Source organism: Pseudomonas sp. URMO17WK12:I7 (genome assembly GCF_003269045.1).
GTDB lineage: Bacteria > Pseudomonadota > Gammaproteobacteria > Pseudomonadales > Pseudomonadaceae > Aquipseudomonas > Aquipseudomonas putida_J.
The window spans coordinates 147,048-171,431 of record NZ_QLTL01000001.1; the positions used below are offsets into that span (position 1 = coordinate 147,048).

Annotated in this window: 37 protein-coding genes and 1 tRNA gene; 27 read left to right on the top strand and 11 right to left on the bottom strand. The window is 60.0% G+C overall.

Annotated elements, in window-relative coordinates; translation table 11 throughout:
• From H040_RS00780 to H040_RS00815, 7 genes are all read right to left on the bottom strand, one after another.
• Window positions 1-762, bottom strand: coding sequence for a replication protein P (locus tag H040_RS00780; protein WP_027919786.1), 762 nt, complete (start codon window positions 760-762; stop codon window positions 1-3).
• Window positions 759-1,538: a hypothetical protein gene (locus H040_RS00785; protein WP_027919785.1), complete on the bottom strand. Its 780-nt coding sequence runs from the start codon at window positions 1,536-1,538 to the stop codon at window positions 759-761. The genes H040_RS00780 and H040_RS00785 overlap by 4 nt, the downstream gene beginning before the upstream one ends.
• The gene (locus H040_RS00790; protein WP_027919784.1) at window positions 1,538-2,347 is read right to left on the bottom strand and encodes a Rha family transcriptional regulator; all 810 of its coding nucleotides are present in this window, start codon (window positions 2,345-2,347) and stop codon (window positions 1,538-1,540) included. Before H040_RS00790 ends, H040_RS00785 begins: the two co-directional genes overlap by 1 nt.
• A 121-nt stretch (window positions 2,348-2,468) precedes the next feature.
• A complete protein-coding gene (locus tag H040_RS00795; RefSeq protein WP_027919783.1) occupies window positions 2,469-2,681 on the bottom strand; it encodes a hypothetical protein in 213 nt (70 codons plus the stop codon).
• Between the two features lie 20 nt (window positions 2,682-2,701).
• Window positions 2,702-2,908, bottom strand: a complete 207-nt coding sequence (locus H040_RS00800; protein ID WP_027919782.1) for a hypothetical protein — start codon at window positions 2,906-2,908, stop codon at window positions 2,702-2,704.
• Window positions 2,909-3,168: 260 nt separating this feature from the next.
• Window positions 3,169-3,357, bottom strand: coding sequence for a hypothetical protein (locus H040_RS00810; RefSeq protein WP_027919780.1), 189 nt, complete (start codon window positions 3,355-3,357; stop codon window positions 3,169-3,171).
• 31 nt (window positions 3,358-3,388) lie between these two features.
• Window positions 3,389-3,625: a hypothetical protein gene (locus H040_RS00815; RefSeq protein ID WP_027919779.1), complete on the bottom strand. Its 237-nt coding sequence runs from the start codon at window positions 3,623-3,625 to the stop codon at window positions 3,389-3,391.
• Between the two features lie 113 nt (window positions 3,626-3,738).
• On the opposite strand from H040_RS00815, the gene H040_RS00820 reads away from it, so the two are divergent.
• From H040_RS00820 to H040_RS00830, 3 genes are all read left to right on the top strand, one after another.
• Entirely contained in the window at window positions 3,739-4,581 is an 843-nt protein-coding gene (locus H040_RS00820) for a S24 family peptidase (protein WP_027919778.1), read from the top strand.
• A 163-nt stretch (window positions 4,582-4,744) separates the two neighbouring features.
• On the top strand, window positions 4,745-5,878 hold the full coding sequence (locus tag H040_RS00825; protein WP_027919777.1) for an XRE family transcriptional regulator: 1,134 nt from the start codon (window positions 4,745-4,747) through the stop codon (window positions 5,876-5,878).
• Window positions 5,875-6,372 (top strand): DUF4411 family protein, encoded by a 498-nt coding sequence (locus H040_RS00830; RefSeq protein ID WP_027919776.1) that lies wholly within the window; start codon window positions 5,875-5,877, stop codon window positions 6,370-6,372. Before H040_RS00825 ends, H040_RS00830 begins: the two co-directional genes overlap by 4 nt.
• A 60-nt stretch (window positions 6,373-6,432) precedes the next feature.
• Here the strand turns inward: H040_RS00830 and H040_RS00835 are convergent, their stop codons facing one another.
• Window positions 6,433-6,756: a DUF1654 domain-containing protein gene (locus H040_RS00835; protein WP_027919775.1), complete on the bottom strand. Its 324-nt coding sequence runs from the start codon at window positions 6,754-6,756 to the stop codon at window positions 6,433-6,435.
• A gap of 442 nt (window positions 6,757-7,198) precedes the next feature.
• Window positions 7,199-7,462: a hypothetical protein gene (locus H040_RS00840; protein WP_027919774.1), complete on the bottom strand. Its 264-nt coding sequence runs from the start codon at window positions 7,460-7,462 to the stop codon at window positions 7,199-7,201.
• A 182-nt stretch (window positions 7,463-7,644) separates the two neighbouring features.
• On the opposite strand from H040_RS00840, the gene H040_RS00845 reads away from it, so the two are divergent.
• From H040_RS00845 to H040_RS00890, 10 genes are all read left to right on the top strand, one after another.
• Window positions 7,645-7,830 carry a hypothetical protein gene (locus H040_RS00845; RefSeq protein ID WP_027919773.1) on the top strand — a complete coding sequence of 62 codons (186 nt, stop codon included), beginning with the start codon at window positions 7,645-7,647 and terminating at the stop codon, window positions 7,828-7,830.
• Window positions 7,831-7,909: 79 nt separating this feature from the next.
• Window positions 7,910-8,164: a hypothetical protein gene (locus H040_RS00850; RefSeq protein WP_177326713.1), complete on the top strand. Its 255-nt coding sequence runs from the start codon at window positions 7,910-7,912 to the stop codon at window positions 8,162-8,164.
• Between the two features lie 593 nt (window positions 8,165-8,757).
• Window positions 8,758-9,177: a hypothetical protein gene (locus H040_RS00855; protein WP_027919772.1), complete on the top strand. Its 420-nt coding sequence runs from the start codon at window positions 8,758-8,760 to the stop codon at window positions 9,175-9,177.
• Window positions 9,174-9,365 carry a hypothetical protein gene (locus H040_RS00860; protein ID WP_027919771.1) on the top strand — a complete coding sequence of 64 codons (192 nt, stop codon included), beginning with the start codon at window positions 9,174-9,176 and terminating at the stop codon, window positions 9,363-9,365. The genes H040_RS00855 and H040_RS00860 overlap by 4 nt, the downstream gene beginning before the upstream one ends.
• Window positions 9,362-9,577, top strand: a complete 216-nt coding sequence (locus tag H040_RS00865; protein WP_027919770.1) for a hypothetical protein — start codon at window positions 9,362-9,364, stop codon at window positions 9,575-9,577. Before H040_RS00860 ends, H040_RS00865 begins: the two co-directional genes overlap by 4 nt.
• Window positions 9,578-9,865: 288 nt before the next feature.
• Window positions 9,866-10,597 carry a hypothetical protein gene (locus H040_RS00870; protein ID WP_027919769.1) on the top strand — a complete coding sequence of 244 codons (732 nt, stop codon included), beginning with the start codon at window positions 9,866-9,868 and terminating at the stop codon, window positions 10,595-10,597.
• Entirely contained in the window at window positions 10,594-11,157 is a 564-nt protein-coding gene (locus tag H040_RS00875) for a siphovirus Gp157 family protein (protein WP_027919768.1), read from the top strand. Before H040_RS00870 ends, H040_RS00875 begins: the two co-directional genes overlap by 4 nt.
• A gap of 7 nt (window positions 11,158-11,164) precedes the next feature.
• Window positions 11,165-11,707 (top strand): hypothetical protein, encoded by a 543-nt coding sequence (locus H040_RS00880; RefSeq protein WP_027919767.1) that lies wholly within the window; start codon window positions 11,165-11,167, stop codon window positions 11,705-11,707.
• A gap of 81 nt (window positions 11,708-11,788) precedes the next feature.
• Window positions 11,789-12,154, top strand: a complete 366-nt coding sequence (locus H040_RS00885; protein WP_027919766.1) for a DUF7740 domain-containing protein — start codon at window positions 11,789-11,791, stop codon at window positions 12,152-12,154.
• On the top strand, window positions 12,129-12,698 hold the full coding sequence (locus tag H040_RS00890; protein WP_050437239.1) for a hypothetical protein: 570 nt from the start codon (window positions 12,129-12,131) through the stop codon (window positions 12,696-12,698). The genes H040_RS00885 and H040_RS00890 overlap by 26 nt, the downstream gene beginning before the upstream one ends.
• Here the strand turns inward: H040_RS00890 and H040_RS27200 are convergent.
• Entirely contained in the window at window positions 12,647-13,087 is a 441-nt protein-coding gene (locus H040_RS27200; protein WP_027919765.1) for a hypothetical protein, read from the bottom strand. The genes H040_RS00890 and H040_RS27200 overlap by 52 nt on opposite strands.
• A 111-nt stretch (window positions 13,088-13,198) precedes the next feature.
• On the opposite strand from H040_RS27200, the gene H040_RS00895 reads away from it, so the two are divergent.
• The 12 genes from H040_RS00895 (at window position 13,199) to H040_RS00955 (ending at window position 21,345) form a co-directional block, all read left to right on the top strand.
• Window positions 13,199-13,837: a polysaccharide lyase family 7 protein gene (locus H040_RS00895; protein ID WP_027919764.1), complete on the top strand. Its 639-nt coding sequence runs from the start codon at window positions 13,199-13,201 to the stop codon at window positions 13,835-13,837.
• Window positions 13,838-14,164: 327 nt separating this feature from the next.
• Window positions 14,165-15,328, top strand: a complete 1,164-nt coding sequence (locus H040_RS00900; RefSeq protein ID WP_027919763.1) for a DNA-methyltransferase — start codon at window positions 14,165-14,167, stop codon at window positions 15,326-15,328.
• Window positions 15,329-15,809: 481 nt separating this feature from the next.
• Window positions 15,810-16,733, top strand: a complete 924-nt coding sequence (locus H040_RS00910; protein ID WP_027919762.1) for a DNA cytosine methyltransferase — start codon at window positions 15,810-15,812, stop codon at window positions 16,731-16,733.
• 360 nt (window positions 16,734-17,093) lie between these two features.
• Window positions 17,094-17,651: a hypothetical protein gene (locus H040_RS00920; RefSeq protein WP_050437237.1), complete on the top strand. Its 558-nt coding sequence runs from the start codon at window positions 17,094-17,096 to the stop codon at window positions 17,649-17,651.
• Window positions 17,648-17,872: a hypothetical protein gene (locus H040_RS00925; RefSeq protein WP_027919760.1), complete on the top strand. Its 225-nt coding sequence runs from the start codon at window positions 17,648-17,650 to the stop codon at window positions 17,870-17,872. The genes H040_RS00920 and H040_RS00925 overlap by 4 nt, the downstream gene beginning before the upstream one ends.
• An 87-nt stretch (window positions 17,873-17,959) precedes the next feature.
• The gene (locus H040_RS00930) at window positions 17,960-18,370 is read left to right on the top strand and encodes a hypothetical protein (RefSeq protein WP_027919759.1); all 411 of its coding nucleotides are present in this window, start codon (window positions 17,960-17,962) and stop codon (window positions 18,368-18,370) included.
• The gene (locus H040_RS27425) at window positions 18,367-18,540 is read left to right on the top strand and encodes a hypothetical protein (protein ID WP_177326712.1); all 174 of its coding nucleotides are present in this window, start codon (window positions 18,367-18,369) and stop codon (window positions 18,538-18,540) included. Before H040_RS00930 ends, H040_RS27425 begins: the two co-directional genes overlap by 4 nt.
• A complete protein-coding gene (locus tag H040_RS00935) occupies window positions 18,537-19,049 on the top strand; it encodes a hypothetical protein (RefSeq protein ID WP_050437236.1) in 513 nt (170 codons plus the stop codon). Before H040_RS27425 ends, H040_RS00935 begins: the two co-directional genes overlap by 4 nt.
• Window positions 19,046-19,441, top strand: a complete 396-nt coding sequence (locus H040_RS00940; RefSeq protein ID WP_027919758.1) for a phage protein NinX family protein — start codon at window positions 19,046-19,048, stop codon at window positions 19,439-19,441. Before H040_RS00935 ends, H040_RS00940 begins: the two co-directional genes overlap by 4 nt.
• Before the next feature lie 52 nt (window positions 19,442-19,493).
• Window positions 19,494-19,955, top strand: coding sequence for a hypothetical protein (locus H040_RS00945; RefSeq protein ID WP_027919757.1), 462 nt, complete (start codon window positions 19,494-19,496; stop codon window positions 19,953-19,955).
• A gap of 81 nt (window positions 19,956-20,036) precedes the next feature.
• Window positions 20,037-20,282 (top strand): DUF4224 domain-containing protein, encoded by a 246-nt coding sequence (locus tag H040_RS00950; RefSeq protein ID WP_027919756.1) that lies wholly within the window; start codon window positions 20,037-20,039, stop codon window positions 20,280-20,282.
• 1 nt (window position 20,283) lies between these two features.
• Window positions 20,284-21,345 (top strand): tyrosine-type recombinase/integrase, encoded by a 1,062-nt coding sequence (locus H040_RS00955; RefSeq protein ID WP_027919755.1) that lies wholly within the window; start codon window positions 20,284-20,286, stop codon window positions 21,343-21,345.
• 111 nt (window positions 21,346-21,456) lie between these two features.
• Here H040_RS00955 and H040_RS00960 read toward each other — a convergent pair.
• Window positions 21,457-21,544, bottom strand: a tRNA-Ser gene (locus tag H040_RS00960).
• 132 nt (window positions 21,545-21,676) lie between these two features.
• On the opposite strand from H040_RS00960, the gene H040_RS00965 reads away from it, so the two are divergent.
• The gene (locus H040_RS00965; protein WP_027919754.1) at window positions 21,677-22,348 is read left to right on the top strand and encodes a Bax inhibitor-1/YccA family protein; all 672 of its coding nucleotides are present in this window, start codon (window positions 21,677-21,679) and stop codon (window positions 22,346-22,348) included.
• A gap of 487 nt (window positions 22,349-22,835) precedes the next feature.
• On the top strand, window positions 22,836-24,215 hold the full coding sequence (locus H040_RS00970) for a nucleobase:cation symporter-2 family protein (protein ID WP_027919753.1): 1,380 nt from the start codon (window positions 22,836-22,838) through the stop codon (window positions 24,213-24,215).
• Window positions 24,216-24,384 lie beyond the last annotated feature (169 nt).

Below are 24,384 nucleotides of genomic sequence, written 5' to 3' on the forward strand. Positions count from 1 at the left end.
TCACACACCCTCCCCGGCCGGCTGCCCGGCGCGCTTGATGTTCAACTTGGCCAGCAGGTGGGCACGACATGCGGCGGCGCTGGTTGGGATCTGCTGAATCTCCAGCAGGCGGACCTGCTTCTGGCTGGCGTACTCGTCGGCCAGCTGGGCGGCGCTCTTCTGGCTGTCGTGGCCGATGCCCGTGGCGATGTCGCCCAGGGGTTCGCCGGCGACCAGCATGCGGATGGTGATGTCGTAGGCCCGGGCGAATACCTTCTCGGCCCGCTCCACCTCCATCGAACCAAGGTTCTGCGCCTCGCACTGCAGGGCCGCGTGGCGCACCGCTGCGTGCGACCAGGTTCGGGAACCTGCCCTGCTGGGGTGGAAGTTCTCCAGCGCCTCTGCCAGGGCCCGCACAAGCGGCGGAATGCCCATCTCTTCCGGCGTCGGCTGACACAGCCTGATGAACTTGCCGCTGCTCGGGGCGAAGTCGGTACCCAGAACCCGGCACTTCTGGATGCCGAAGCGGATCTGCTCGAGCGTGTTGATACCCGCGGCGACGAAGGACTTAATCCAGCTGCGCTTGGCAGCCTTCAGGGCCTCGTCATCCGGCCACGCCTGCTTCCACGCAGGGAAGATTGCCTGCAGCTCCTTGAACAGGGCGTTGACCACTTCGGTGGTGCCTGGGTCCAGCTGCTTGGCTAGGGCCTGGACCTCGGCTGGCAGGTTGCGGGCCGTGGCCATGATCTGGGTGACGCTCTTGGGCTTGGCGGGCGTGCTCATAGCACCCCCAAGTCATCAGCCCAGCTGGTGTCGTCGAAGTCAGGACCATTACCTTGGCGGCGCGGAGGGAACTGGTGGACGTTGCCGGCCTGGGGTAGCTCGTCGTCCCAGCGCTTGCCGTTCAGCCAAGTGGCCGGATGCGGGATGAACTGGCCGCCATCCTTAGTCCAGTCAGCAGACACAGCCCAGGCGGCCAGTGCGGCGGCCATGCGGTCGAACAGGTCGGCGTCGACCTTGAGTTTTTCCCAAGCCTTCTCGGCGTTTGCCTTGCCCACCTTGCGCGGGTAGAGCTTCCAGAATCGAGCGAACAGTTCGGCGTCATCGCCAGATGACGAAATCTTTTGATCTTGTTCTTTATCTTCTCTTCTCTTCTCTTCTCTGGTCCGCGTTTTGTCCGCATCACCTGCGGACGAATTGCGGACAGAATTCGCTTTGCGCGACTCGCGCTTGCGCTCGCTATCATTTGCACGACGCTTGGCGCTGGCTCCGTTGTGCTCGTCAAAGCGAGGCATGACAAGGCTTCCAGCCTCATCGATATCCGCCCATTCGACATCAACCATGGCCTGGGTGAAGCCCGGCCAGCCGATCACCGCATCCATCGCGTCCGTGGTGTAGCCGTGCAGCACGCCGTCAGCAGAATGGGTGTCAAAGATGCTCCAGGCGACATGCAGTCCGCCAATCACCCGCAACCTGTCCGCACGCAATGCGGACACCATGCGGAAAACTTTCGGATGGGTCTGAAGATCCACACGCATTTTGATCCAGTCTCCGGCCATTACGTACGTCCTACGCCGACCAGGCCGGCGAGCTCAGGGAAGCGATCCACGTACCAGTGAGGCTGCGTCTCGCGCGGGGATTGAGGGCTGGTCAGGTTCTTGCCGAAGCGCAGCCCTTTGTCGGTGATTGCCCAGAAGGTCACCATTTCCTGCTTGGAGTTCTTGCGCTGCATGACCTTGATCAGGCCGGCCTGCTGCAGGGCCTTGTTGAACGATGCTGGGGACATGCGGATGCCGTTGTCCTTCAGCAGCGAGGTCAGCGCTTTGGTAGGCAGCGAACTCCCTCCTGCTGCGTCAAGGGGCGCATCCACGGCATAGTCGGGCAGGAATTTCGGGTCGAGGCCATTATTCACGGCGATCTTTGTCAGCATCTGCATCTGGCACGACGCAGCAGGCTTCAGCAGGCGCGTGAAGCACTCCATAATGGCGATTTCGCCTATGACCTTGGTGCCGTTGGCCATCACCGCCTGGCGAGCCTCGGACTGTCCTTCCAGCTCTCGCCAGCGCCGGATCACCCTCATGCGCAGCGCCGGGCTGTAGCCGGTCAGCAGGCAGTCGGTGTGCTCGCGATCGAGCTGGTACTGCACCTGCTCGCGGTTCCGACCATCCAGGTAGATGTCCTCAAAACTGAGGGGATCGACCTTCAGGTCCTTGAGCATGGCAACGACATCTCGTTTCACGTTGTCGTGCCGCTTGCCGGTGAGGTTGGCGATCTCGCGGGATGACATCGTGCGCGCCACAGAATCGTGGGTTGCGTTTTGTGGCGCGCCCCTGGGGAGGGCCTGTACACTTTGGGTCTGCATATGCATAATTCCCCTTCAGAGTTTTGTATTGCAGAGAGCCGGGCCGCGAACCCGGCTTTTTTGTCTCTGCGATTTGATGTCCCTCATGAGGGACTGGCGCCCGGGTCCCTAATTAGGGATCAGACGGTTACCTTGGCGCCACGAATGGCACCACGTTGCTGCTCTTGGGCGTGCCCCGCTGGCCGAGGAAGTGCGTGGTCCTTTTCAGGATCTGCGCGGCCAGCTCGTCGGTGCTGACACCGACCTCCTCCGCCCAGGCTTCCAGGTCCGCAAAGTCATCCCTGCGGAAGCGGGCGACCTCCACGTCGTGCTGCTGGACTGCTTCGTTTGCAGGCGACATCTGTCCTCCCAATGCCCTATTCAGGCCCTGGCCTTCCTCTCGTTGATCAGCGGCAGGTGGCCGTGCTCTTTCTTGAACGCCAGCGCGGCTAGGATGATTTCCCGGGCCAGCACGCTGTGCTGGGCCTTGAGCTCCTGGGCGTACCCCTTCAGCTCGTTGAAGTCCTCGTCATCCAAGCGGACCTTGACCTGGTGGTCGTGGCGGTGAGCTTTGTCGTCGTAGGCCATCGGGTGATCCCCTGCGCGCTGTTCAAGTCGTTCGGGCTTATTAGTTACGGGTCAGGGCCTATTCAGGCCTTCCGGTGAAACGGCGTTACTGCTCCCCGCGGGCTGCGGGGCTTCGTTCGGTTGGCCAGCTCACGACGGATCAGCTCGGACGCGAGAGCTTCGGGACTTACGCCCCGCCTCATCGCCTCTCGCTCCAGCTGCTCCATCAGTCCCTGGTCCAATCCGATCTCTTCAATCGGCATGGGGCCTCCTACGGGCCTTCAGGCCACGTGCTGATCGCCGGTATTCTCCGAAGCCAGGGCGGCCAGCTGAGCCTCAAGCAGCTCACGGCAGAGCACAGCGCGCTGAGTACGATGAAACTTGGCCAGCGCCTGAATCAGTTCGAACGTGTCCTCATCGACCCGGACCTTGATCTCGCGGTCATGCAGGTGCTTGGGATTGGCGTACATGCGGGGATTGCTCCTTGCTATGGAAATTGAGTTACGCGGCGCCCTTCAGCGCTTTGCGTGCAAAGGGGATAAGGTCCGGGCGCAGGCCAGCGATCGTGATTTCGCCGTCCGATGCGTCTTGCAAGCGCTCAGCAAGATCGACGGAAGCCTTCCGATGACCACCTGCGAGCTGCCAGAGATGGCCGACAGTGGTCTTCGCTGCGGCTGCTACATCCCGCCGGCGCTCATTGGTGGCGGTAGCCAACCATTCACGGAGGTGATCATTCATGTGGGTTCTCCTTACACATATGGCGAAATTTAGCTCATGGCTAATGTTCGAGCAAGGAGAATTTAGCCTTGCGCACATTTAGCACAGGGCTAAACACTGGCATTCTTCGCGCTATGGATATCTACGAAATTCGCAAGCACAACCTGGTCAAGCTGATCGGCAGCCAGAGAAAAGGGTCCTGCGCGGAGCGATGGGGGATGGCTCCTGCGCACCTGAGCCAGATCCTCTCCGACAAGACGGCGAAGAACCTGGGCGACGACGTAGCGCGCCGGATCGAGGAAGTTGAGGGGCTGCCGCGAGGCTGGTTCGACTCGATCCCCTCGGGCGACGACGGGCAGCCACTGGCTGAAGTCGTGGACAGCAAGCTGTCGGCTGCAGATCTGGTAAAGCAGATGCTCGCGAAGAGCGGGAGAGGTATTCCTGAAGAAACTCGCCAGAGGCTACTGGCTGCGGCCGAGGAGCCAGCTCCTGCGGTCGCTCCAGCCGATAGCGGAGTAGTCAAGGCAGACTTCAACCGCCCAGGCCTGGTCGGCGATGAGGTGTGGATCGCCCACTATGACGTGCGTGGAGCCATGGGCGGCGGCGAGCAAACCCATGACTTCCCAGAAATGCTGCAGGACGTGCGCGTCAGCCCCAGGCACCTACGCGAACTGGGCGTTGAGTTCAAAGAGCACTACCACCTGAAGCTCGTCACCGGCTGGGGTCAGTCAATGGCGCCGACTATCAAGAACCGCGACCCGCTGATAGTCGACGTCAGCATCCGCGAGTTCGCTGGCGACGGCATCTACTATTTCTCCTGGGGTGGTCACGAGTACATCAAGCGGCTGCAGATCGCGGATGAGGAGCATTTCGAGATGATTTCGGACAACCCTAAGCACAAGGATCGCTTGATACGGCGGGAAGAAACCTACATCCAGGCGCGGGTGCTGTTGGTTTGGAACGCGCACTTGGTCTAGAGCGCTTGTCCAGTTGCTGTAAATGGCCGCTGACGGCCCGCCTTGCGTCGATCAGATAGACGGGGCTTGCGCGGGCATACTTTTTCACTATGTTGACGCCACATTGGCGCTATGCCGATCTAGATGCTAGGTAGTGATGTATGGGCAATTTAAGGTTACGCACATGGAAGCGCTGATTAATCCGGACATTCTTCGCTGGGCACGCTCGCGCGCCCGGCTGAGCACGGGATCTCTCGCCAAGAGCCTGGGCACGTCGGAGGACAATCTCATCGCTTGGGAGGAAGGTGCTAAGCGCCCGACCTTTAAACAGGCTATGAGCTATGCGCATCACACGCATGTCCCATTCGGCTACCTCTACCTATCGTCTCCGCCAGAGGAAACGTTACCGCTGCCTGATCTCAGGACAATAAACGGTAGAGAGCCGAGCTATAGCCTTGCGTTAAAAGACACAATCCGCTGGGCCATGGAGCGCCAGGAGTGGTATCGGGATTGGCTTAAGCTGCAGGGCTACACAGAGAATAAACTTGTCGGGCGATTCGCTATACAGGATGGGGTAGGATCGGTCGTTGGCGACATCAGGAAATCGCTACAAATTCCTGAAATACCGAAGCGCGGTAGTTTTGATGAATATTTCTCGAGCTTAGTTACTAGAATCGAAGCGGCCGGAATATTAGTGATGCGGAACAGCATCGTCAACAACAACACAAGCAGACCCTTATCTGTTGACGAATTCCGCGGCTTTGCTATTAGCGATGCGTTAGCGCCCGTTATCTTTATCAATACAGCAGATTGCCCTGAGGCCAGGCTATTCACGCTCGGCCACGAACTCGCTCATATCTGGATAGGCGAGTCCGGAGTATCTGACGCAGAACCATCTAACCGACGTCAAGAGGAGGTATTCTGCAATGCAGTCGCTGCTGAACTACTTACTCCCGAGAAAGAGTTTCGAGTGCTCTGGCAGAAATATGAATCTTGGACTGATAACTTGCCCACGCTTACCAAAGCATTCCATGTTAGCGAGTGGGTCGTGGCGCGGCGCGCCCTGACTCTCGAATATATTAGTCAAGAACAATACAGTCAGTTCATCGCCAAGAAAATCGCTGCTCATAAGGCTCGCAACAAAGACGGCGCCCCGCCTTACTCTAGGCTTCAGACAGGACGAGTCAGCAAAAAGTTAGCTACTGCAGTGGCGAGTGAAGCTCTCAGCGGGCGTTTGCTGTTTAGAGATGCTGCTCGGCTTATTGGAATTAAGCCACACAAGATCTCTGAATATTCTAAGAAGGAACTTGGATTTTGAGCTACCTACTCGACGCCAATTCTTATATACAAGCGAAAAACTTTCATTACCGCATGAAATTTTGCCCAGGTTTTTGGGACTGGCTTGACTCGTCTGCACAGCACGGCAAGCTGTGTAGTATCTCCATGGTGTATAAAGAGCTTTCCGACTTCGGGGACGAACTATCAGACTGGGTAAAGAAACGGCAAGATCATTTTGAAGGGATAGACGATAGCGATACCCAATCCGTTTTCGGGGCAATAGCCCAGCACGTCATGGATTTGAAACTCCCACCTGACGCTGAGGAAATTCGTTTCCTAGATGGCGCCGACCCTTGGCTTATCGCTAAAGCGTGTACTACCGGCAAGACGATTGTAACCCACGAAGTTATCGCGCCAGACAATAGCAGAAAAATCAAAATCCCTAATATTTGCAAAGACTTCGGGGTCAGTTACATTAACTCCTTCGATTTACTTGATACGCTTCAGGCTCGTTTTGTAATGGAGCGTACTTAGGAAAATAGCGGGCGTGCTCTCATGGGACCAAGCCCGCGTCGGCGGGCTTATTAGCGCCCATCAGAAAGGAGCCTCCTTCTCCACCTCGACCTCACTGTCCTCCTCGATGATGAAGTCGTCCCGCTCCTGAAGCGCGCTTCGTTCCCACCTCACGGTCACCGTGCCATCGTCATTGAACGTCAGATCCAGCTCGGGCACTTCAGCGATCAGCCCGATCACCTCCTCCCATTCTGCCTCTCCGTCCGTGTCCAGGCGATGGATCGTCACCCAGCGCTGCGTCTGTGCGATCGGATGATTGATCATTGACGATACTCGCAGGCTTAGCCGCTCTAGCCCGGTCATCTCCTGGCGCTGCTTCGGCGCCGCTCTGTTTTGATTGGACATAGTTCCATCTCCGAAAACTGTATATTTGTACAGTGATTGCAGAATCATAGCGCAGTGCTAAATCTCAGGTAAAGGCCCTGCGCAAGAAGTCCAGCCGTGGAGGAACTTTGTCGCTCAGCGAAAATAATTTAGCTTCTAGCTATTGACGATTCTTTAGCCCCTGGCTAAATTTCACCTCAAGCAGTCACCAACAAGGGACTGCCGAGGCCCTCACCGGCCGCCGCTCTTTAGCGACACACCTTGCCGGATCGACACCGGCCCAGATTCAAAGGCAGCGATGGACAGGCCTCAACGGTCCAGAGGGGTGGCAACTGCCCCGGGCGTGCAGCGTAAAGCGCCGAGTTCAGTTATCCAGCGGGAGAACAAGCCGAAAGGCCCGCGGCTGGAGGAACAACGAGAAATGCGGCCGAGCCGACGCCAGCAGCGGGCGCGGCCGATGAGGTCACTTACGGCGCCCGCCACCAGGCGAGCCGCCGCGAAAGACCTGAGTTTCGAGATAGAGAGTGTCGCCCTCTCCGGGCTTGTACGGGGTCTTCCGCTCGATTCGGCAGCCCTTGCACATGATCGGCACCGGCTTCCAGCTGTGGTGATACCGGAAATGCGATTTGCAGAACCTGCAGGTTGTCTCTGGCCACTCTCGATCCCTTCTCTCCTCAGTAAGCGAGGTCTTCAGTTGTCGCAGCAGTTCGAGGCTTTTTGCATCCATGTGAAAGCTCCTGGGGTTTCCCTGGATCGTATCAGCCTGCCCACGCGCAGCCCACTGCGACGGCGGACGAGGTGTTGACCGAACTGAGTGAATGACCTGGTAAGCGGGTGCGGAGAAAAACAGAACGATTCACTGATGTCGCTTCGATGAGGCGGCATTGGGAATCCACTGGAGGAATGACGATGAACAAATTCACCCGCGACGCCAGCGTCCTGAACTTGCAGCACGCTCTGGCTGATGCCAAAGCCGAAACTCGGCGGGCTACTGATTCTGGCTGCTCTGAAGAGCTGATCTGCGAGCTGATGGATGCCGAAGACGCCATCGTCTCTCAGCTTCTTCGTATGGGCTGCCACCGCCGTGACTGCTGAGCGATTTGACTGGCTGGCCTTGGCGACAGGGCCAGACGGGAAATCAACCGCCCTGGAGGGCAACGTGATGCGACCAGTTATGACCATGAAGGCCCTGCACGATAATCGCAGGCGCCGGACAGGGATTGAAGACGCAGCCGAAGGCAAGTTCCACGGCTGGGGCGTCGAGTACGAAGAGTTCGAGAATGGTCCCGGCAACTACACGGTTGCCATCGTTGAGATGGCGGATGGCACAGTCCAAACGCTGATGCCTTGGGCGATCCGCTTCTTGGATGGTGAGGACTCCAAGCAGCAGGCTATGAATGACTTCCTCGCCCGGCCAGCAATTGGCTGAATGATTCCCTGACAGCCGGAAAGACGGCCCGATGCCCTGCTCCCCTTCGCAGGCTGCATCGGAGTGTGAGCTGAATCCTGCCGCCAAGAAGCAAAGCTTCTAGCGAGATCTGGAGGAACGAACACCGGTCGATGCAGAGATTGGCTCCTGCCAGTTCACACCCCGATGCAACTTCGAAGCAGTCAAAAAAATTGAATCAGCGAGCTGCCTGCTCGGTCAGGAATTATGAACGCAGTAAATCTGACGAGGTAACAGCAATGACTATCCAGGCAGAGACACTCGCTCAACTGACCAAAGCTCTCCAAGAGCGCGGCATGAATCTCGTAACAGACGTTGCATTTACCAGAGCGCCATATCGGAAAAACCACCGCTGGATCTGCATCGTCGAGTAGCAATTCTATTTGCCGGCGGCTCGGGCTAAGACCCCACCGCCGGCCCCGCGCACTTAGCGTCAACCCCCGCAATACCTAGATCAACACCCCTTCCCTTCACATCGACCGCATTGGCAGGCGCCAGGCCACCTTTCACGGTGGGTTTGGTCACCCGCGCCTGGCTCCTGGCCAATGCGGTTGCACAACCACCAGGAGGACGCCATGGGCGCACTTCGAGCAGCACAATGGCGGTACGACCATGCTGAGCCGGAAGACGACTCGGCGTATCAGGAAGCGGCGCAAAACTGGATCGAGAGTAAGGCCGAGGAGCTGGTCGGCGGCTGCGATGTTCTGATCCCGCAGCGCTTTGGCGGACCGGTTGGCGTCCGCCAGGACCAGTTCGTAGCCAAGCTGGCCGAGCATCTCCGCGCTCTGCAAGAAGCTGAGAAGGACGATCTCAACGCCCTGGCCCTTCTCCTGCTCCAGGCGCAGGCCGGTGGCCCGGTGAAGAGCATAGTCCCTGACATCCTCGGCCCTAGCGACCACGTCGGCGGAAAGCTCTTCGAGATCGCCGAGTCGATGCTCGAAGGCTATGCCGAGCAAGGCGTTCAGCACGACGCCGATCAGGCCAATGAGCCATGAGCCCGCACGTCCTGCTCGACAACGAACTAGATGCCCTGGCCGACCCATCAACCCCGGTCAGCTGGTCCGTGATGATCCAGAAGCAGCTCACCGAAATGATGGCCGATCAGCGCATCACCATCGATGAGTTCAACCACTACTGCGGGCGCCTCAACAAGATCGTTGACGGGCGCAAGGAGGTTGCATGACTACGCCGCTTTTCCCGTCGATCATCGATGACCAGGTAGCCGAGGTCGCCCAGGCCGTGCCCGACGACCGCATCCTGCTGGTGTTCAAGGGCCTGACAATGGCGGACGCCATGAATCAGGCGCGCCTGGCTCACATCGAGAACCCGGCTGCCTGGTCTGGCCGTGCTTACCTTTGCGGTATGTGCACGCTGGCCTATGAGGTCCGGACGTGACTGGCTCCCAACGCGCCCGCCGCTTCGCCACCTGGCGCGGCTCCTTTATCACCCTCTTCTTCTGCACTGCCTGGATGCTCGCAAGCGCCTGGGCAGGCTGCATTACCTCCTGACGCAACACCCCGAGTGCGGCGGGCCCTTCGTGGATAACCGTGCCCGCAAGGGAGCGTAAGCCGGCAAGAGCGCGCAACCATCACCGGCAGCCAGGGCGTCTGGCCTACATCACGGGCGTGACCTGGCATTTCCCCTATTCCAACTGACGGCGCCGGCCCGGCGCGAGGTGTATCAATGTCCACTACCAACATGAGCATCTGGGAGAAGGTCCAGACGACCGACACCCGATTCACCAAGGACGCCAAGGTCGGCGGCCAGCAGATCACCAGCCTGAACGGCACCGCCATGGTCATGAAGGCCACAGAGCTGTTTGGCCCGGTCGGCATCGGCTGGGGCTGGAAGATAATCGAAGAGCGTTTCGATGACGGCCACGAGATCTACGCCGGTGAAGGCGACAAGCGCACCTGCATCGGTCGCGAGATCGGCCACACCGTCAAGATCTGTCTCTGGTTCATGCAGGACGGCCAGCGCGGCGAGATTGAGCAGTACGGCTGCACGCGTTACCAGTACAAGACGAACTACGGCATGACCACCGACGGCGAGGCTCCGAAGAAGTCGCTGACCGACGCCATCAAGAAGGCCCTGTCCATGCTGGGCTTCAGCGCCGACGTGTTCCTGGGCATGTTCGACGACGTGAACTACGTCCAGCAGCTTCAGGCCGAGCAGGCTATCGAGCAGGCCGAGGACCGGCAGGCTGAGATCGACCGGCAGCAGCAGGAGCGCCTGGACTTTATCAAGGACACGATCACGACCATGCAGAAGGCCGTCACGCCGCATGAGCGCAAGAAGATCCACGACCACGCCGTGCGCAAGCTCATCGGCCGCAAGGACGAGAAAGGCGCCGCGCGCATCTCGCTCGAGCTGAAGAACCTTGAGTCGGGCAAACCTCAGGAGGCAGCAGCATGACCCAGCTCTACGCACTCACCGGCCAAATGGCCGAACTAGCCGCCATGTGCGACACCGACGACGAAGGCCTGAAACAAGCAATTCAGGACACCATGGCCGGCATCCAGGGCGAGTTCGAGGTGAAGGCCGACAACATCGTGATGCTGCGTCGGAACATCGAGGGTGATATCGGCGCCATCGACGCCGAGATTGACCGCCTGAACGAGCTCAAACGCATCAAGGCCAACAGCGTCACGGCGATTACCGACTACCTGCGTCGGAACATGGATGCGGCCAACATCAAATCGATCAAACGTCCCCTCTTCACCATCAGCCTGGTCACCGGCAAGGAAAAGGTGATCGTCGACAACGAGCAGGCAGTACCGGATGAGCTGACGTCGGTGGTGACCAAGATTGCGCCGGACAAGAACGCCATCGCCGCCAAGCTCAAAGCCTTGCGCGAGCACAACGAAGCCGTCCGCAAGCGCGTCGCCGCGGGCGAAGACTGCGAGCACGAACTGATCCCCGAGCCGGCCTGGGCACACCTGGAGCGCGGCGAGAGCTCGATCCGCATCAAGTGAGGTAGGCATGAACCAATCCATCGACCTGGAGGCCGCCAAAGCGGCCTTCTTCGCGTCTGGCGGCCAGCTGGTTGTGCTGGAGGGATTCACCTACCGGCCATTGCCGCCCCGCAAAGGGCCTGAAGTGCAGCCGGCGCCGGCTACCAAGGCGCCTGCCAAAAAGGCCGCGCCATCGCCCCGCAAGGAAAAAATGAAAGCCCGCGCCGACCAGGTGGCCGAGATGGCCAAGACCATGACGTGCCAGCAGGTTCATGAGGCTACTGGCATTTCCAAGCAGGCCCTATTCCGGGCCTCGCGGGAAGGTAACTTCGTGTTCCGGCGCGCAGAGCGGAAGAAGTCGGCCAACAGTAAGCGAGATGTCCAGCGCATGATCCAGCGAAACCTGAAACGGATCGAGGAGCTGAAGGTGGTCCAGCAAATCTGCGCCCTGCGCGACACCGGCCTGCACCGGGCCCAGGTAGCCGAGCAGTTGGGCCTGAATTACGGAACGCTGGTGAACATCATCGAGCGCAACGACATCAACTTCCCGCGGGTGCGCGTCAGGAAATGAAGCGCATCAACAACCTGGTCCGCCAGCGCCGGCGGCAAGAACAGTTCCACCTGCCGCCCAGCGGCCTCACGGAGCACCGAAATGCAGAAAGCACCCTCTGGAGTAGTGACCCTGCCCGCCTGGATGAATCGTCCGGTGAAGAAGCTGTACATCACCCGCAGCGGTGGCCAATACCGGCCTGATGATGTGGCCATGGCTTTCGCGCTGAGCCTGCGCTTTCACGACAGCGCCGACCACCTACGCAGGCTGGCCCGTCGCCTGGTCGACAAGGTCTGCCTGGAGCACCAGCCGAACATGAAGCGCCTGGCCCGTGAGCCGGACGACGCCAAGGTGTTCGACGCAGCGCTCAAGATCATCAACCGGGTGTGCGACCTGCTCGAGTACGCCCCGGGCACCGCGTTCGTGCGCAATGGAGGCGATGATGGCTCTGACGCAGAAGCAGCGTGACGATCGGCGCCGCGAGAAGGCCGAACGCCTGCAGGAAGAAGACCTGCGCTTGAAGGTTCGACTAGGGACTAAACAGGCCCTGCTGGAGCTGATGGAGTGGGCCGGGATCGAGGAACAGGGCGAAGCGATGACGCTGATGATTCATCACATCGAGGCGCTCGGGCATCACGCACTGTTCCGGATCGCGCGCCACGAAATCGAAGCTCACCGAGATGTGGCGCGGACTGAGCCGCTGCGACTGTCAGCCAGGAAGCGAACCGGCCAACACCTGCGCGCCATCTGCGGCTGGGCTAACGCAACCTACAGCCAGATGATCGAGGCGCTGATTCACGGTATCCACGCACTGGGCAGGCTGCACGCGGCGAAGTTTCTCACCCCACCGCGGCATGAGATCAGCATATCGCCGCGCCTGGCCCTGGCCTTCGACCGGAAGAGCCTGCTGATGATTCAGCAGGATCCTGGGGATGAAGTCTTCTTGCCAGCTTCTAAAAATCAAGAAGAAGCGTTGAGTACACGTCTGATAATGGAGACGAAGGTCAGATAGCTAACCTGGGGATGATCTTGGGTGACAAGCTGTTCGCCGGTTGGAGATAGAATTGCGCCGTTCTGACTAACCAAGAATCGGGCAACCTCAATTGGCTCATCTGTAACCAAAGACTTGGTGCAGACAACAGCCTCAACCATGCCGAAACCAGTTCTCCAATCTCCTTGGCACTGGACTGAGAACTTCTTGCCCATGACCTCCCCATCTAGGCGGCTCTCGCCCGAGTCCGGCAACGTCAGCACTGCACCGTCTAGGTAAATACTGCCCAGTTCACGCCAATGCCGAAACATGTCGAGCAGCTTTCCCTTTGCCAATTTGGCAGCGAAGTCAGCCGATGCGATCTCTCCACGAAATAGGTCGGCGTTGTACTCAAAATCGCTCTTTTTCATCTTCTTTTCCTATCCCGGCTCCATGCCGGTCACCCGTAATACCCCATCCCAAACCAAATTGCCACCATGCCGCATCCGGCCACGGAGGGCGGCGCATGCATGGAGAAAGCCATGAAGACCTTCGGCAACATCACCGCTAACGGCAAGGTCTATCTGTATCCAGACGAGGCGCCAGCAGATCGGCTCTGGATGGACCAGAACGGGCACACCAACTACTGGTGTTCAGTCCAAGACCGCACCACTGGAAGCTCCAAGTACCCGCGCACCGAGGGCCGACAGACGCTGCCTGGCTCCTCTGCATCGTTCAACTGGGTGCCGGGGAGCGCAAAGCACTCCATGGCAGGCCGGGTACGAGTTGAAGCCGTACCATCAAGCGGCAAGGTCATCATCGGACAGATTCATGCGGTCAACTCGCCTAACCCATTCCTCATGGTGACCTGGTGGAGCGGATCGGTGCGAATCGAGTCGCGCAATGTGCCGCTCGGGAACGCTCGAACGCTGATTGAAAAAGCGGTCCCGCTGGGCCAGACCTTCGACTACAGCGTGCAGGTCGACGAGCTCGGGGAGCTGAGTGTTTCTCTCGACGAGCTGCGCAGCGTTTCAGCAGTGAGCTCGACGTGGAAAAAACTGCCGTTTTACTTCAAGGCCGGGGCCTACGTAATCGACAACAAAGGCGCGGCAACTGAGGGCGGCTTGGTAGTGTACGAAACCTTCGACGTGCTCAACGGTGCGGTGCAGGTTGGAAGTTGAATTTATCCAACCCACGCCAAGCTACCTGACCCTCCGGCGCTGCCCGCCAGCGCCTCAGCACAAACCGCAATGCAAGGCCATTTGCGCTAGTTCGTTCGTGAGATGCAGCAGGTTCAGCACCAGTAATACGACCAGGTTGAGCTCTTTCAGCTTGTTCATTTTTTGCGGTTCTCCAAGAGGTTGCGTCCCGGTATGTCGCTTCATCCTGAGCGACACGTAATGCCGCTTCCTCTTGGGTTTTTTCCAAGCGCTGCCCGCCAGCGCCTTCCCCTATTCAACGATAACGCCTCCCCGGCGAGGGCGGCGCCTGCAAGCCTGGAGCCTGCCATGACGTACACGCTTCACCTTGGCGACTGTATCGAGGCGATGCGAGCCATGCCCGAAAACTCGATCGATAGCATTGTCACCGACCCTCCCTACGGCCTGAGCTTCATGGGCAAACGCTGGGACTATGACGTGCCCAGCGTTGATATCTGGGTGGAATGCCTGCGAGTGCTCAAGCCTGGTGGCCACCTGCTGGCGTTCGCCGGTACCCGAACCCAGCATCGAATGGCTGTCCGAATCGAGGACGCTGGCTTCGAGATTCGCGACATGATCGCCTGGGTTTATGGCTCAGGCTTCCCCAAGTCGCACAATTTGACCGGGGAGCATGATGGCTGGGGCACCGCGCTTAAACCGGCGCTTGAGCCCGTCACCGTGGCGCGCAAGCCACTAATCGGCACCGTGGCGACGAACGTTCTTGAACACGGCACCGGAGCGATCCACATAGATGCCTGCCGCATCGGGGCGACCGACGCCGCTTACGCCCGCAACTGCTCCGGTGATCGTGGGCACGGCGGCACTCGATCGATCGAGAGTCGCGGCGCTACCGACATGCGCCAGGGCGGAGGGTCGGCGGCGTCCGGCCGCTGGCCAGCCAACCTAATCCACGATGGAAGTGCCGAGGTAGTGGCGCTCTTCCCTGCCGAGGCCGGTGCGAGTGCGCCGGTCAAGGGGTCCGAGCCAACGGCCAACGGTTTCAGCGGGCCGGTGAAGTACTCCGGCATGCGCGAACGCGTGGCCGGCGCCTTCCACGCCGACGCCGGAAGCGCAGCCAGGTTTTTCTACTGTGCAAAAACCAACCGCAAGGACCGCAACGAAGGCCTGCCCATTGGCGACCAGAAAGCCGTCAGCACCAACGCCACCATGCGCCAGGTCGAGGGCGCCGACTGGTCTGCCCGCAACGGCAACCACCACCCAACGGTAAAGCCGACCGACCTGATGGCCTACCTGCTCCGCCTGGTCACGCCGATCGGCGGCATCGTCCTGGATCCGTTCATGGGCAGCGGCAGCACTGGCAAAGCAGCCATGCGCGAGGGCTTCCAGTTCATCGGATGCGAGCTAGACCCGGGTTACCTGGCTATCGCCAAGGCGCGTATTGAGTATGAGCAAAAAAAAGCCATGGCCCTGCTTGACCCAAACCCGGAACAACAGCTGAGTCTCTTCATATGACTCATGGTGGTCAAAAAAAAGCGCCCCAAAGGGCGCTAGAAAATACTTATCCAAGCCTTAGTCGAGATAACGCCCCCGAGCATTACTCGCCTTCATATTGCCGTGAGGGTTGCTGTTGCCATCCCCAAGTACGAGAGAGTAGGGAACCTCAGCCCCAAGCGTCTTCGAAAGACGGTTTTCCTTAAGGTCATTGAGTGTAGCGCTAGCCTGAATCCTACGCTCGTAAGGGTACGCAGGCACCAAAGTGTCAGGCGCGCAGCGCAGAATCACCCGGATCCCCTCGCGATCAAAAACCTGCTCCTCGAACTCCCGAGCCGAAACCTTTTCTTCCATATCCATCCCCCCCCCCAAAAAAATCGGCGCCAAAAAATAGCCCCAGACAGCGCCTTAATCTGGGGTTATCAGGAGCTTATATCGATCTTATATGGCTTTCAACCCCTGACCAGCAATACCACCTTACTGAACTAGCACAGGGCACAAGATGACCACAGCAATCGACCTGTTCGCCGGCCTCGGCGGATGGAGCACCGGCGCGCGCGCCGCAGGCGCCCGGGTTCTCTGGGCGGCAAACCACTGGCCTGAGGCCGTGAAGTGGCACGCAGCGAACCACAAGGAAACCGAGCACGTCTGCCAGGACCTGCAGCAAGCCAATTGGGCCAAGGTCCCGCGCTCAGATATCGGCATCGCCTCACCATGCTGCCAAGGCTTCACCAACGCCCGGGGCAAGAAAAGCGGAAACCCCGAGCATGACGCATCGCGCTCTACAGCCTGGGCCGTGCCCTCTGCTGCTGAAGTGCTGGACCAGGATGCTTGGGTGGTCGAAAACGTACCCGAGTTTGTGAACTGGGTGCTGTACCCCAGCTGGGTGGATGCGATGCAGCGCCTGGGCTACCAGGTCGCGCCGCACATTGTCGATTGTGCCGACCTGGGCGTACCGCAGCACCGGGTGCGCCTGTTCCTGATCTGCACCAAGAGTAAAGCGCCGATTCAGCTGCAGTTGCAGCAATGCGAGCACGTGCCGGCCAGCAGCTTCCTAGACTTCGACGCCGGTCGATGGTCGCCCATCGAGAAGCCGGGCCGGGCCCAGGCCACGCTCGACCGAGTGCACAACGGGCGCAAGCGGTTCGGAGACCGGTTCATCATGCCCTACTACGGCAAGGGCTCTGGCACCACCGGCCGCGACATCAACCGGCCGATCGGCACCATCACAACTCTTGATCGCTGGGCCCTGGTCGACGGCGACCGGATGCGGATGCTCAGCGCCAGCGAGGCCCTGGCAGCGATGTCATTCCCAGCCGACACACTGCGCCCGGACAACCACAGGCTGACCATGCACATGGCGGGCAACGCGGTGCCGCCTCTTGCTGGTCAGCGAGTGATCGAGGCGTTGCTAGCTGCGGCGTGACTCAAACCTGGATATTGAGCCGGTCACTTAGTTGGAAGGCTCGGGTCCTTGTAGATCTCGATAATCCTGTCCTTATCATCCACAAGAATCGTAATCCTACCTGGCACGATATCTTCTGTGACGCGGTCGCTTAAATGGACCAGTCTGCATTTGCTACCAATTAAATCACTGAGGACAGCCGGACCTAAGGCCTTAGAAATTGGCCATGGGGTGTAGTCCGTTTCCCTCGCGAATGGCCATGGATGAGTATCGTCCCCGGGCCCCTTCACCTGCGTCATGTCATGCCCCTCACGGTCTGCACGTTGATCTTCAACGTTTAACCAATAGCCGAGCCTCGGCCTTAGTGCCAGCGAGATCCCCATGCCCACAGAAAACCGATCCAGCAACACCGAACTGATCAGCCAGGCCGCAGCGGCCATCGAGGACCTGCTGGCAAACGGCACAGGCGCGATTGCGGCCGGGTCCTGGGCCAGCCTGCCCGCCGAGCTGCGCAAGCTCACTGCCCCGGCAGCCCCCCAGCCCAACCCCGAGCCTATAGCCTGGATGGTTGGTACTGCCTTCTGGTGGACCAAAGAAGAGGCAGAGAGGGATGCGGCGGAGACTGGGCTGCCGATCGTTGGCTTAGGACCGATGAACGATGTCGGAGAGGCCGCTCGCCTTCGCGTAGAGCTGGGCCATATGCGGGAGGAGCGCGACGACCTAAGCGCCAAGCTGGACCGCTTCTATTCGCGCACCCACGGCATCAAAAACCTGGCCGTCATCGAGGAGCTGAGCGACAAGCTTGCCGAACGGGATGCGCTGCTACGCGATTTCCTCGAAGTTGCAACCGGTGGCTTCTCCGATAGCGATCACGTACTGCGCGTGCGACGCCACCTCGAAACATTCCTGTCCGCCAGCGCAGAGCCGGAGGCAACGTGAAGACACACTTCGCACCATTCACCGACTTGGAAGACATTGAGCAGGCACCTTGCGGAACCTGGCTAGGTGAGGCCAGCGAGCTATCAGGCGACTGGTCCGAAGTCGATTGCCTGCTCTGCCAGAAACACAAGGAAAAGCTCATCGCTGCCGCAGCTGATGAAGAGCGCTTCATCGTCGAGCAGATGGGCGACATGGCTGCATTCATGCGCGCACAAGGCTAGGCCGCCACGGAGCACATTTGTACTCCTCCCTGCTGTAACCCCTCTCCCCTCTATTCACTGCCGCGATATGGCGGCCAAGGAATACCTGTGTCCGAGAAAATTGAGTTGGACCTCGACGCGATCGAGGCAGCGGCCAAGGATGCAACGCCGCAAGACTTCGTCAGCGCCCAAGTCGGCGGGGCCGAAGAAGGCTGGATGGAATGCCCTGGGTGTGGCGGTGAAGGCTCCGTCGAGCTGACGGCCGACTACCTGAACTACGACGGCGTGGCCTTGGGCGTGCAGTTCTACGGGATCGGCGAGCCGCACGTCCATGCAGAGGCCCACTACCGGGAAGCTCGTCCTGCTGTCGTGGTCGCGATGGTCGAAGAGATCCGCAATCTGCGCCGCGCCCTCGGCGGCATGCTGTTCGCCTTCGACGACGGCGTAGGCGAAGACTGGTCGCATAGCGTGCTCGATTACGCCCGTCAGGTCACCCCGGCAGTCGAGTTCAAGCCATGACCCGCCTCGCCCTCTGCCTCCTGCTGCTGGCCACCGGCGCCAGCGCAATCGAGAACGTCATCGACGTGCAGCACGACAGCCAGCGCCAGCTCTCCCCGCACGAAACCCAACCCGAACCTACACCCGCTCTGGCGCCTGGGCGCTGGATTGATGAGAGGTATGAGCTGTGACAGAAGACGACATCATCAAGCTGTCGGCCAAGGCCATGGGCTTCGATCTGGAGTACCGGCGCGGCAGTGACGCCTTCTACTACGACGACCCCGAGACAGGCCGCGAGGTATGGCTGCCGATGCAGGATGACCGGCAGACGATGCTCATCATCGCAAAGCTCAGGATGGACATCTGCTGCTTGCACCACCTCGCTCGCGCCACAGCGCATGCGCCGTATGTCGGCTTCAAACAGAGTGAGGTGTCGCATGCAGACGAACCCAGCGGGCGGATGAGTGCTCTGCGCCTGGCAGTGGCAACAGTGGCGGCCAAGTATGGCCAGGGGATGCTCGACGGCGGGACAGACGAGCGAGTTCTGGGCCACTTGCTTGGCATCGAAGGCTCAACCGCCCACGCCATGCGCGGCGCGATCCGAGAGTCTCGCGAGGAGATCAGCAAGGCGTGCCAACGCCTGAAGCGGAAGGGGCTGGTGACCAACAAAGGGCCTTTCTGGCAGGCGGTGCAACGATGACCGACCTGATCGAAGTTAAGACAGCCAGGCTGATCGGTGCGCCGCTGGACTGGGCTGTGGCCATAGCCGCGGGCTTCACCATGGACCCGGATTGCCGGACAACTGTGTGGCACCGCGACGGTATCCCTACCAGCATCAGCATCCGGGGCGCAGCTGAGGGCTTCGGTTACCGCCCATCCACCTACTGGGCACAAGGCGGCCAGTTAATCGACAGACATCGCGGCAGCGCCCAGCACTGCCCAGGCCTGGCCGATGACATCTGCTACAGCGGTGGGCCGGAAGGCGCGGGCGTTTGGTGCTACGGCCCCACAGCTCTGGTCGCGTTCTGCCGCGGCTTCGTCCACTACAAGCTCGGCGATACCGTCCAGGTGCCGAAGGAGTTGATCTCATGACCGTGATCCTTCCCCTCGCCTATATGGCCTACCTGATCTACAGGGGGCCGCGATGAGTGACGCACCGATTGATCCGCAAGAATGGTCGTTCGGCGTCAAAGTCGTGCAGATCGAAGACATCAGGGTCGCCCGGGGGCTAACACGCCGACCGCGCTCCTCGTGCCGACACCGGAAGATGGTCTACGACGAGAAGGAGCGGCGCGTCTGGTGCAGCGATTGCGAGACCGAGGTAGAGGCGTTCGATGCGTTCATCTACCTGGTCGAGCATTACGGCGCAGCGGTTAGCAAGCTCAACCGTCGAGCCGAAGAACTGGCCCAGGCTGAGAAATTCCAGCTCCGCAGTCGAGCTGCAAAGGCAATGGACGACGCATGGCGCAGCACGACCATGGCGCCTCTATGCCCTCACTGCAACAACGCTCTAATGCCAGAGGACGTGGTTGGCGGACTTGCCAGCATGTCCAAAGAGTTCGTCCGGGCCGAGCGCAAGCGCAAAGCAGATCTCAAGAAGAAGTAACCCCTCCCCCAACTACTCAAGCCCGCCGACATGCGCGGGCATGGAGAGCTATTGCCGCCGCCGGCGGCGTGGAGACCATTCATGGAAACCGAGATTCTTTCGGACGAAGAGCTGGCCGACCTGACCGGTTACAAGGCCAGGGGCTGGCAGCGCCGCTGGCTCAACGAGCGCGACTGGCACTTCGTCGAGAGCCGCGGCGGCCGCCCCCTGGTGGGTCGCCAGTACGCCCGCATGAAGCTTGGCGTCACCCTCGAAGTGATGCCCTTAGCGCCACCGCCGCCTCCAAACGTCCCCGCGTGGACACCCGATGTATCGAAGGTAAGGTGATATGCGCCCTAGGAAGACTGAAAACAGGGATTTGCCGCCGGGAATGTACCGGCGCAAGCGCACCAGCAAGAGCAAGAAGAACCCGGGCAAGGAATGGGTCAGCTATTTCTACTTGGACAAGTCAGGCAAGCCAATACCGCTGGGCACCGACTTGAGCTTGGCCCGGCTTAAGTGGGCCGAGCTGGAGGCGAAGGAAAAACCGAAGGACCTAGTGACCATGGGTGCGATCTTCGACCGGTACGAGCGCGACATCATCCCGAAGAAGGCGCCGCGCACCCAGAAAGACAACCTGGCCGAGATTCGTCAGTTGCGGACGTACTTCGAGAAAGCGCCCATCGACGGCGTCACGCCGGCACAGGTTGCCCAATACCGAGACGCCCGAAGCGCAAAGGTCAGGGCCAACCGGGAGATCGCAACCCTCTCCCACGTCTTCAACATCGCTCGGGAATGGGGGCTGACAAGCCGAGAGAACCCGTGCCAGGGCGTGCGCAAGAACAAGGAAGTACCCCGCGACTTCTACGCGAACGATGCAATCTGGAAGGCCGTCTATGCAAAAGCGGTGGATGAACTGAAGGTTGCCATGGACTTGGCGTATTTGACGGGCCAGCGTCCGGCGGACGTGCTGGTGATGAGGCGGGACGACATCGAGGACAAGGCCCTCGGCGTGAAACAGAAGAAGACCCACAAGAAGCTGCGCATCATGCTTGAAGTGGATGGTGTGGAGAGCGGGCTGGGCAAGCTGATCAGGAAGATTCTGGAGCGCAACTCTGGTCACGGCTCCCCATATCTCATCCTGACCGATGCAGGCAAACGGGTCACGGCCGCGATGCTTCGCCATCGCTGGGACGATGCCAGGGAGGACGCAGTGAAGGAAGCAGTTGCCGCAGGTGACCAGGCCCTGGCCGGCCGTATCAGCCAATTCCAGTTCCGCGACATTCGCCCTAAAGCGGCCTCGGAAATCACCGATGTCGACCACGCCAGCCTGCTACTCGGCCATACCAAGGGGGACATTACCGAGCGGGTTTATCGTCGAGTTGGAGCCTTGGCGAAACCCACTAAATAAGGAAAGTATTGTCAGCGCTGGCAAAATAAACCATTCCCAAGGGTGTTCCCACGGGTCGTTTTTCTATGCCCAAAAAACGCAAAAAGCCCTGAATAATCAGGGCTTTGAATATGGCGGAAGCGTAGAGATTCGAACTCTAGGATAGTTGCCCATCGACGGTTTTCAAGACCGTTGCCTTAAACCACTCGGCCACGCTTCCAGCTCGTTTTGCGGCCGCCATAATACCGTAATGAAACACGCTGTCAAACTCTCTGTGTCGCGGGTTGCGGAGGCTCTGTTAGACTGCTTGCATCTGAACGTCTCAAACCACGGATCCATAAGGAGTGTCGCCATGCGCGAACAGGATTATGCCGTACACCACGGCCAGCAGGCCGAGCAGCAGGAGGTCAGCAAGGTCCTGCGCAACACGTACAGCCTGCTGGCACTTACCCTCGCCTTCAGCGGTGTCATGGCCTTCGTCGCACAGCAGATGCGTGTCGGTTACCCGAACGTGTTCGTCGTGCTGATCGGCTTCTACGGTCTGTTCTTCCTCACCGCCAAACTGCGTGATTCGGTTTGGGGCCTGGTGTCCACCTTTGCCCTCACCGGCTTCATGGGCTTCATTCTCGGCCCGATCCTCAACCGCTACCTGGGCATGGCCGGTGGCGCCGAAGTGGTCAGTTCGGCGTTTGCCATGACCGCGCTGGTGTTCGGTGGTCTGTCGGCCTATGTGCTGATCACCCGCAAGGACATGAGCTTCCTCAGCGGCTTCATCACCGCTGGCTTCTTTGTGCTGCTGGGCGCGGTGGTTGCCAGCTTCTTCTTCCAGATCAGCGGCCTGCAACTGGCAATTAGCGCTGGCTTCGTGCTGTTCTCGTCGGTCTGCATTCTGTTCCAGACCAGCGCGATCATTCATGGGGGTGAGCGTAACTACATCATGGCGACCATCAGCCTGTATGTGTCGATCTACAACCTGTTCATCAGCTTGCTGCAGCTGTTTGGCATCATGGGTCGTGATGACTGATTGATTGCTGCTTGAGAAAGCCCGCTTCGGCGGGCTTTTTTTTACGTGATGGAAATGGGGTGGGGTGCGAGGTGCTGGCCTTGAGAGGTTTGGCGCCTGTGAGATCGAGCGCAGCCCGCGCGGCGCATCGCGGATGAATCCGCTCCTACAGTTGTTGCAACGTGGCCATGCCTGTGAGGCCATGGTTGTCAGCCTTGTTTGTAGGGCTCAAGACATGCGCCAAGGCAGGCGAAGATGGCATTACAGGTTTGGCACGTTGCAACCAAATGTAGGAGCGGATTCATCCGCGATGCGCCGCGCGGGCGGCGCTCGATTTACGCCCCACCACAAAACCCAAACCCACCCCGCCGACCTCACAAACGCTGACCTAAAAGTCAGAAAACCATGCAAATGGTCGCCGATCATGCCGCCATCGTGCATTCCCCTACCGCAATCGCACTTCTGCCCGTAGAATGCGCTCCTTTTTTCTTCCGGGGCAGCTTCACCGATGAGCTCACACGAACACAGCCCAGGCGCGGCGGCGCCTGCCAACGAACTGGTACTTGGCCTCGAGGACAAGCCACGGCTGTTGATCGGCCTGCTGGCAGCCCTGCAGCACCTGCTGGCGATCATTGTGCCGATCGTCACCCCTGGCCTGCTCATCTGCCAGGCGCTGGGCGTTTCGGCTCGCGATACCAACCTCATCGTCTCCATGTCGCTGGTGATCTCCGGTATCGCCACCTTCGTCCAGTGCAAGCGCTTCGGCCCGTTCGGTGCCGGGCTGTTGATCGTCCAGGGCACCAGCTTCAACTTCGTCGGGCCGCTGATTGCCGGCGGTGCGCTGATGGTCAAGCAAGGCACGCCGGTCGAAAGCGTGATGGCGGCGATCTTCGGTGTGGTGATTGCCGGCTCCTTTGTCGAGATGGGCGTGTCGCGCATCTTGCCCTTCGTCAAACGCCTGATCACCCCGCTGGTGACCGGTATCGTCGTGCTGATGATCGGCCTGACCCTGATCAAGGTCGGCCTGATCAGCATGGGTGGAGGCTTCGGCGCCATGGCCAATGGCACCTTTGCCAACGGCGAAAACCTGCTGCTGTCGGGCGCTGTGCTGGCGGTGATCGTGATCCTCAACCGCATCCCGGTAGTGTGGATGCGCAGCTGCGCGATCGTCATTGCCCTGGCGGTCGGCTATGCCCTGGCTGGCTACCTCGGCCGCCTGGACTTCACCGGTATGCACGAGGCCGCACTGTTTCAGGTACCAACGCCGCTGCACTTCGGCCTGGGTTTCTCGTGGGCGCTGTTCATCCCGATGCTGGTCATCTACCTGGTGACTTCGCTGGAAGCCATTGGTGACGTCACCGCCACCAGCAAGGTCTCGCGCCAGCCGGTCGAAGGCCCGCTGTGGATGTCGCGCATCAAGGGCGGCGTGTTGGTCAACGGTGCCAACTCGCTGCTGGCTGGCCTGTTCAACACCTTCCCAAGTTCGATCTTCGCCCAGAACAACGGCGTGATTCAGCTGACCGGGATTGCCAGCCGCCACATCGGCATCTGGATTGCCGTGATGCTGGTGCTGCTGGGCCTGTTCCCGAGCGTGGCCGGTGTGATTCAGGCAGTGCCTGAGCCGGTGCTGGGTGGCGCGGCCATGGTCATGTTCGGTGCGGTTGCCGCGTCGGGCATCAACATTCTGGCCAGTACCCGCCTGGACCGCCGTGCCCTGCTGATCATCGCCGTATCGCTGGCGTTGGGCCTGGGTGTGGCACAGGTGCCGGAGTTCCTCGCGCACATGCCGGCTGCAATCCGCAATGTGCTGGAATCGGGTGTGGCTACCGGTGGTATCTGCGCCCTGGTGTTGAACTGGTTCCTGCCGGAGAGAAAGGAACAGGCTTGAGTCTTGTGCCCTTCTGTTAAGGCCAGGGGGCTGCTGCGCGGCCTATCGCAGCGGTTCGTCGCCACGACAAGCCAGCTCCCACAGGGATAGCATTAGCCTCAGGTACAGGAAGCTCGACCCGCCAGGTACAAGCGGGGTCGGGCTTTTTTGCTTTATCATGGCGGCATTC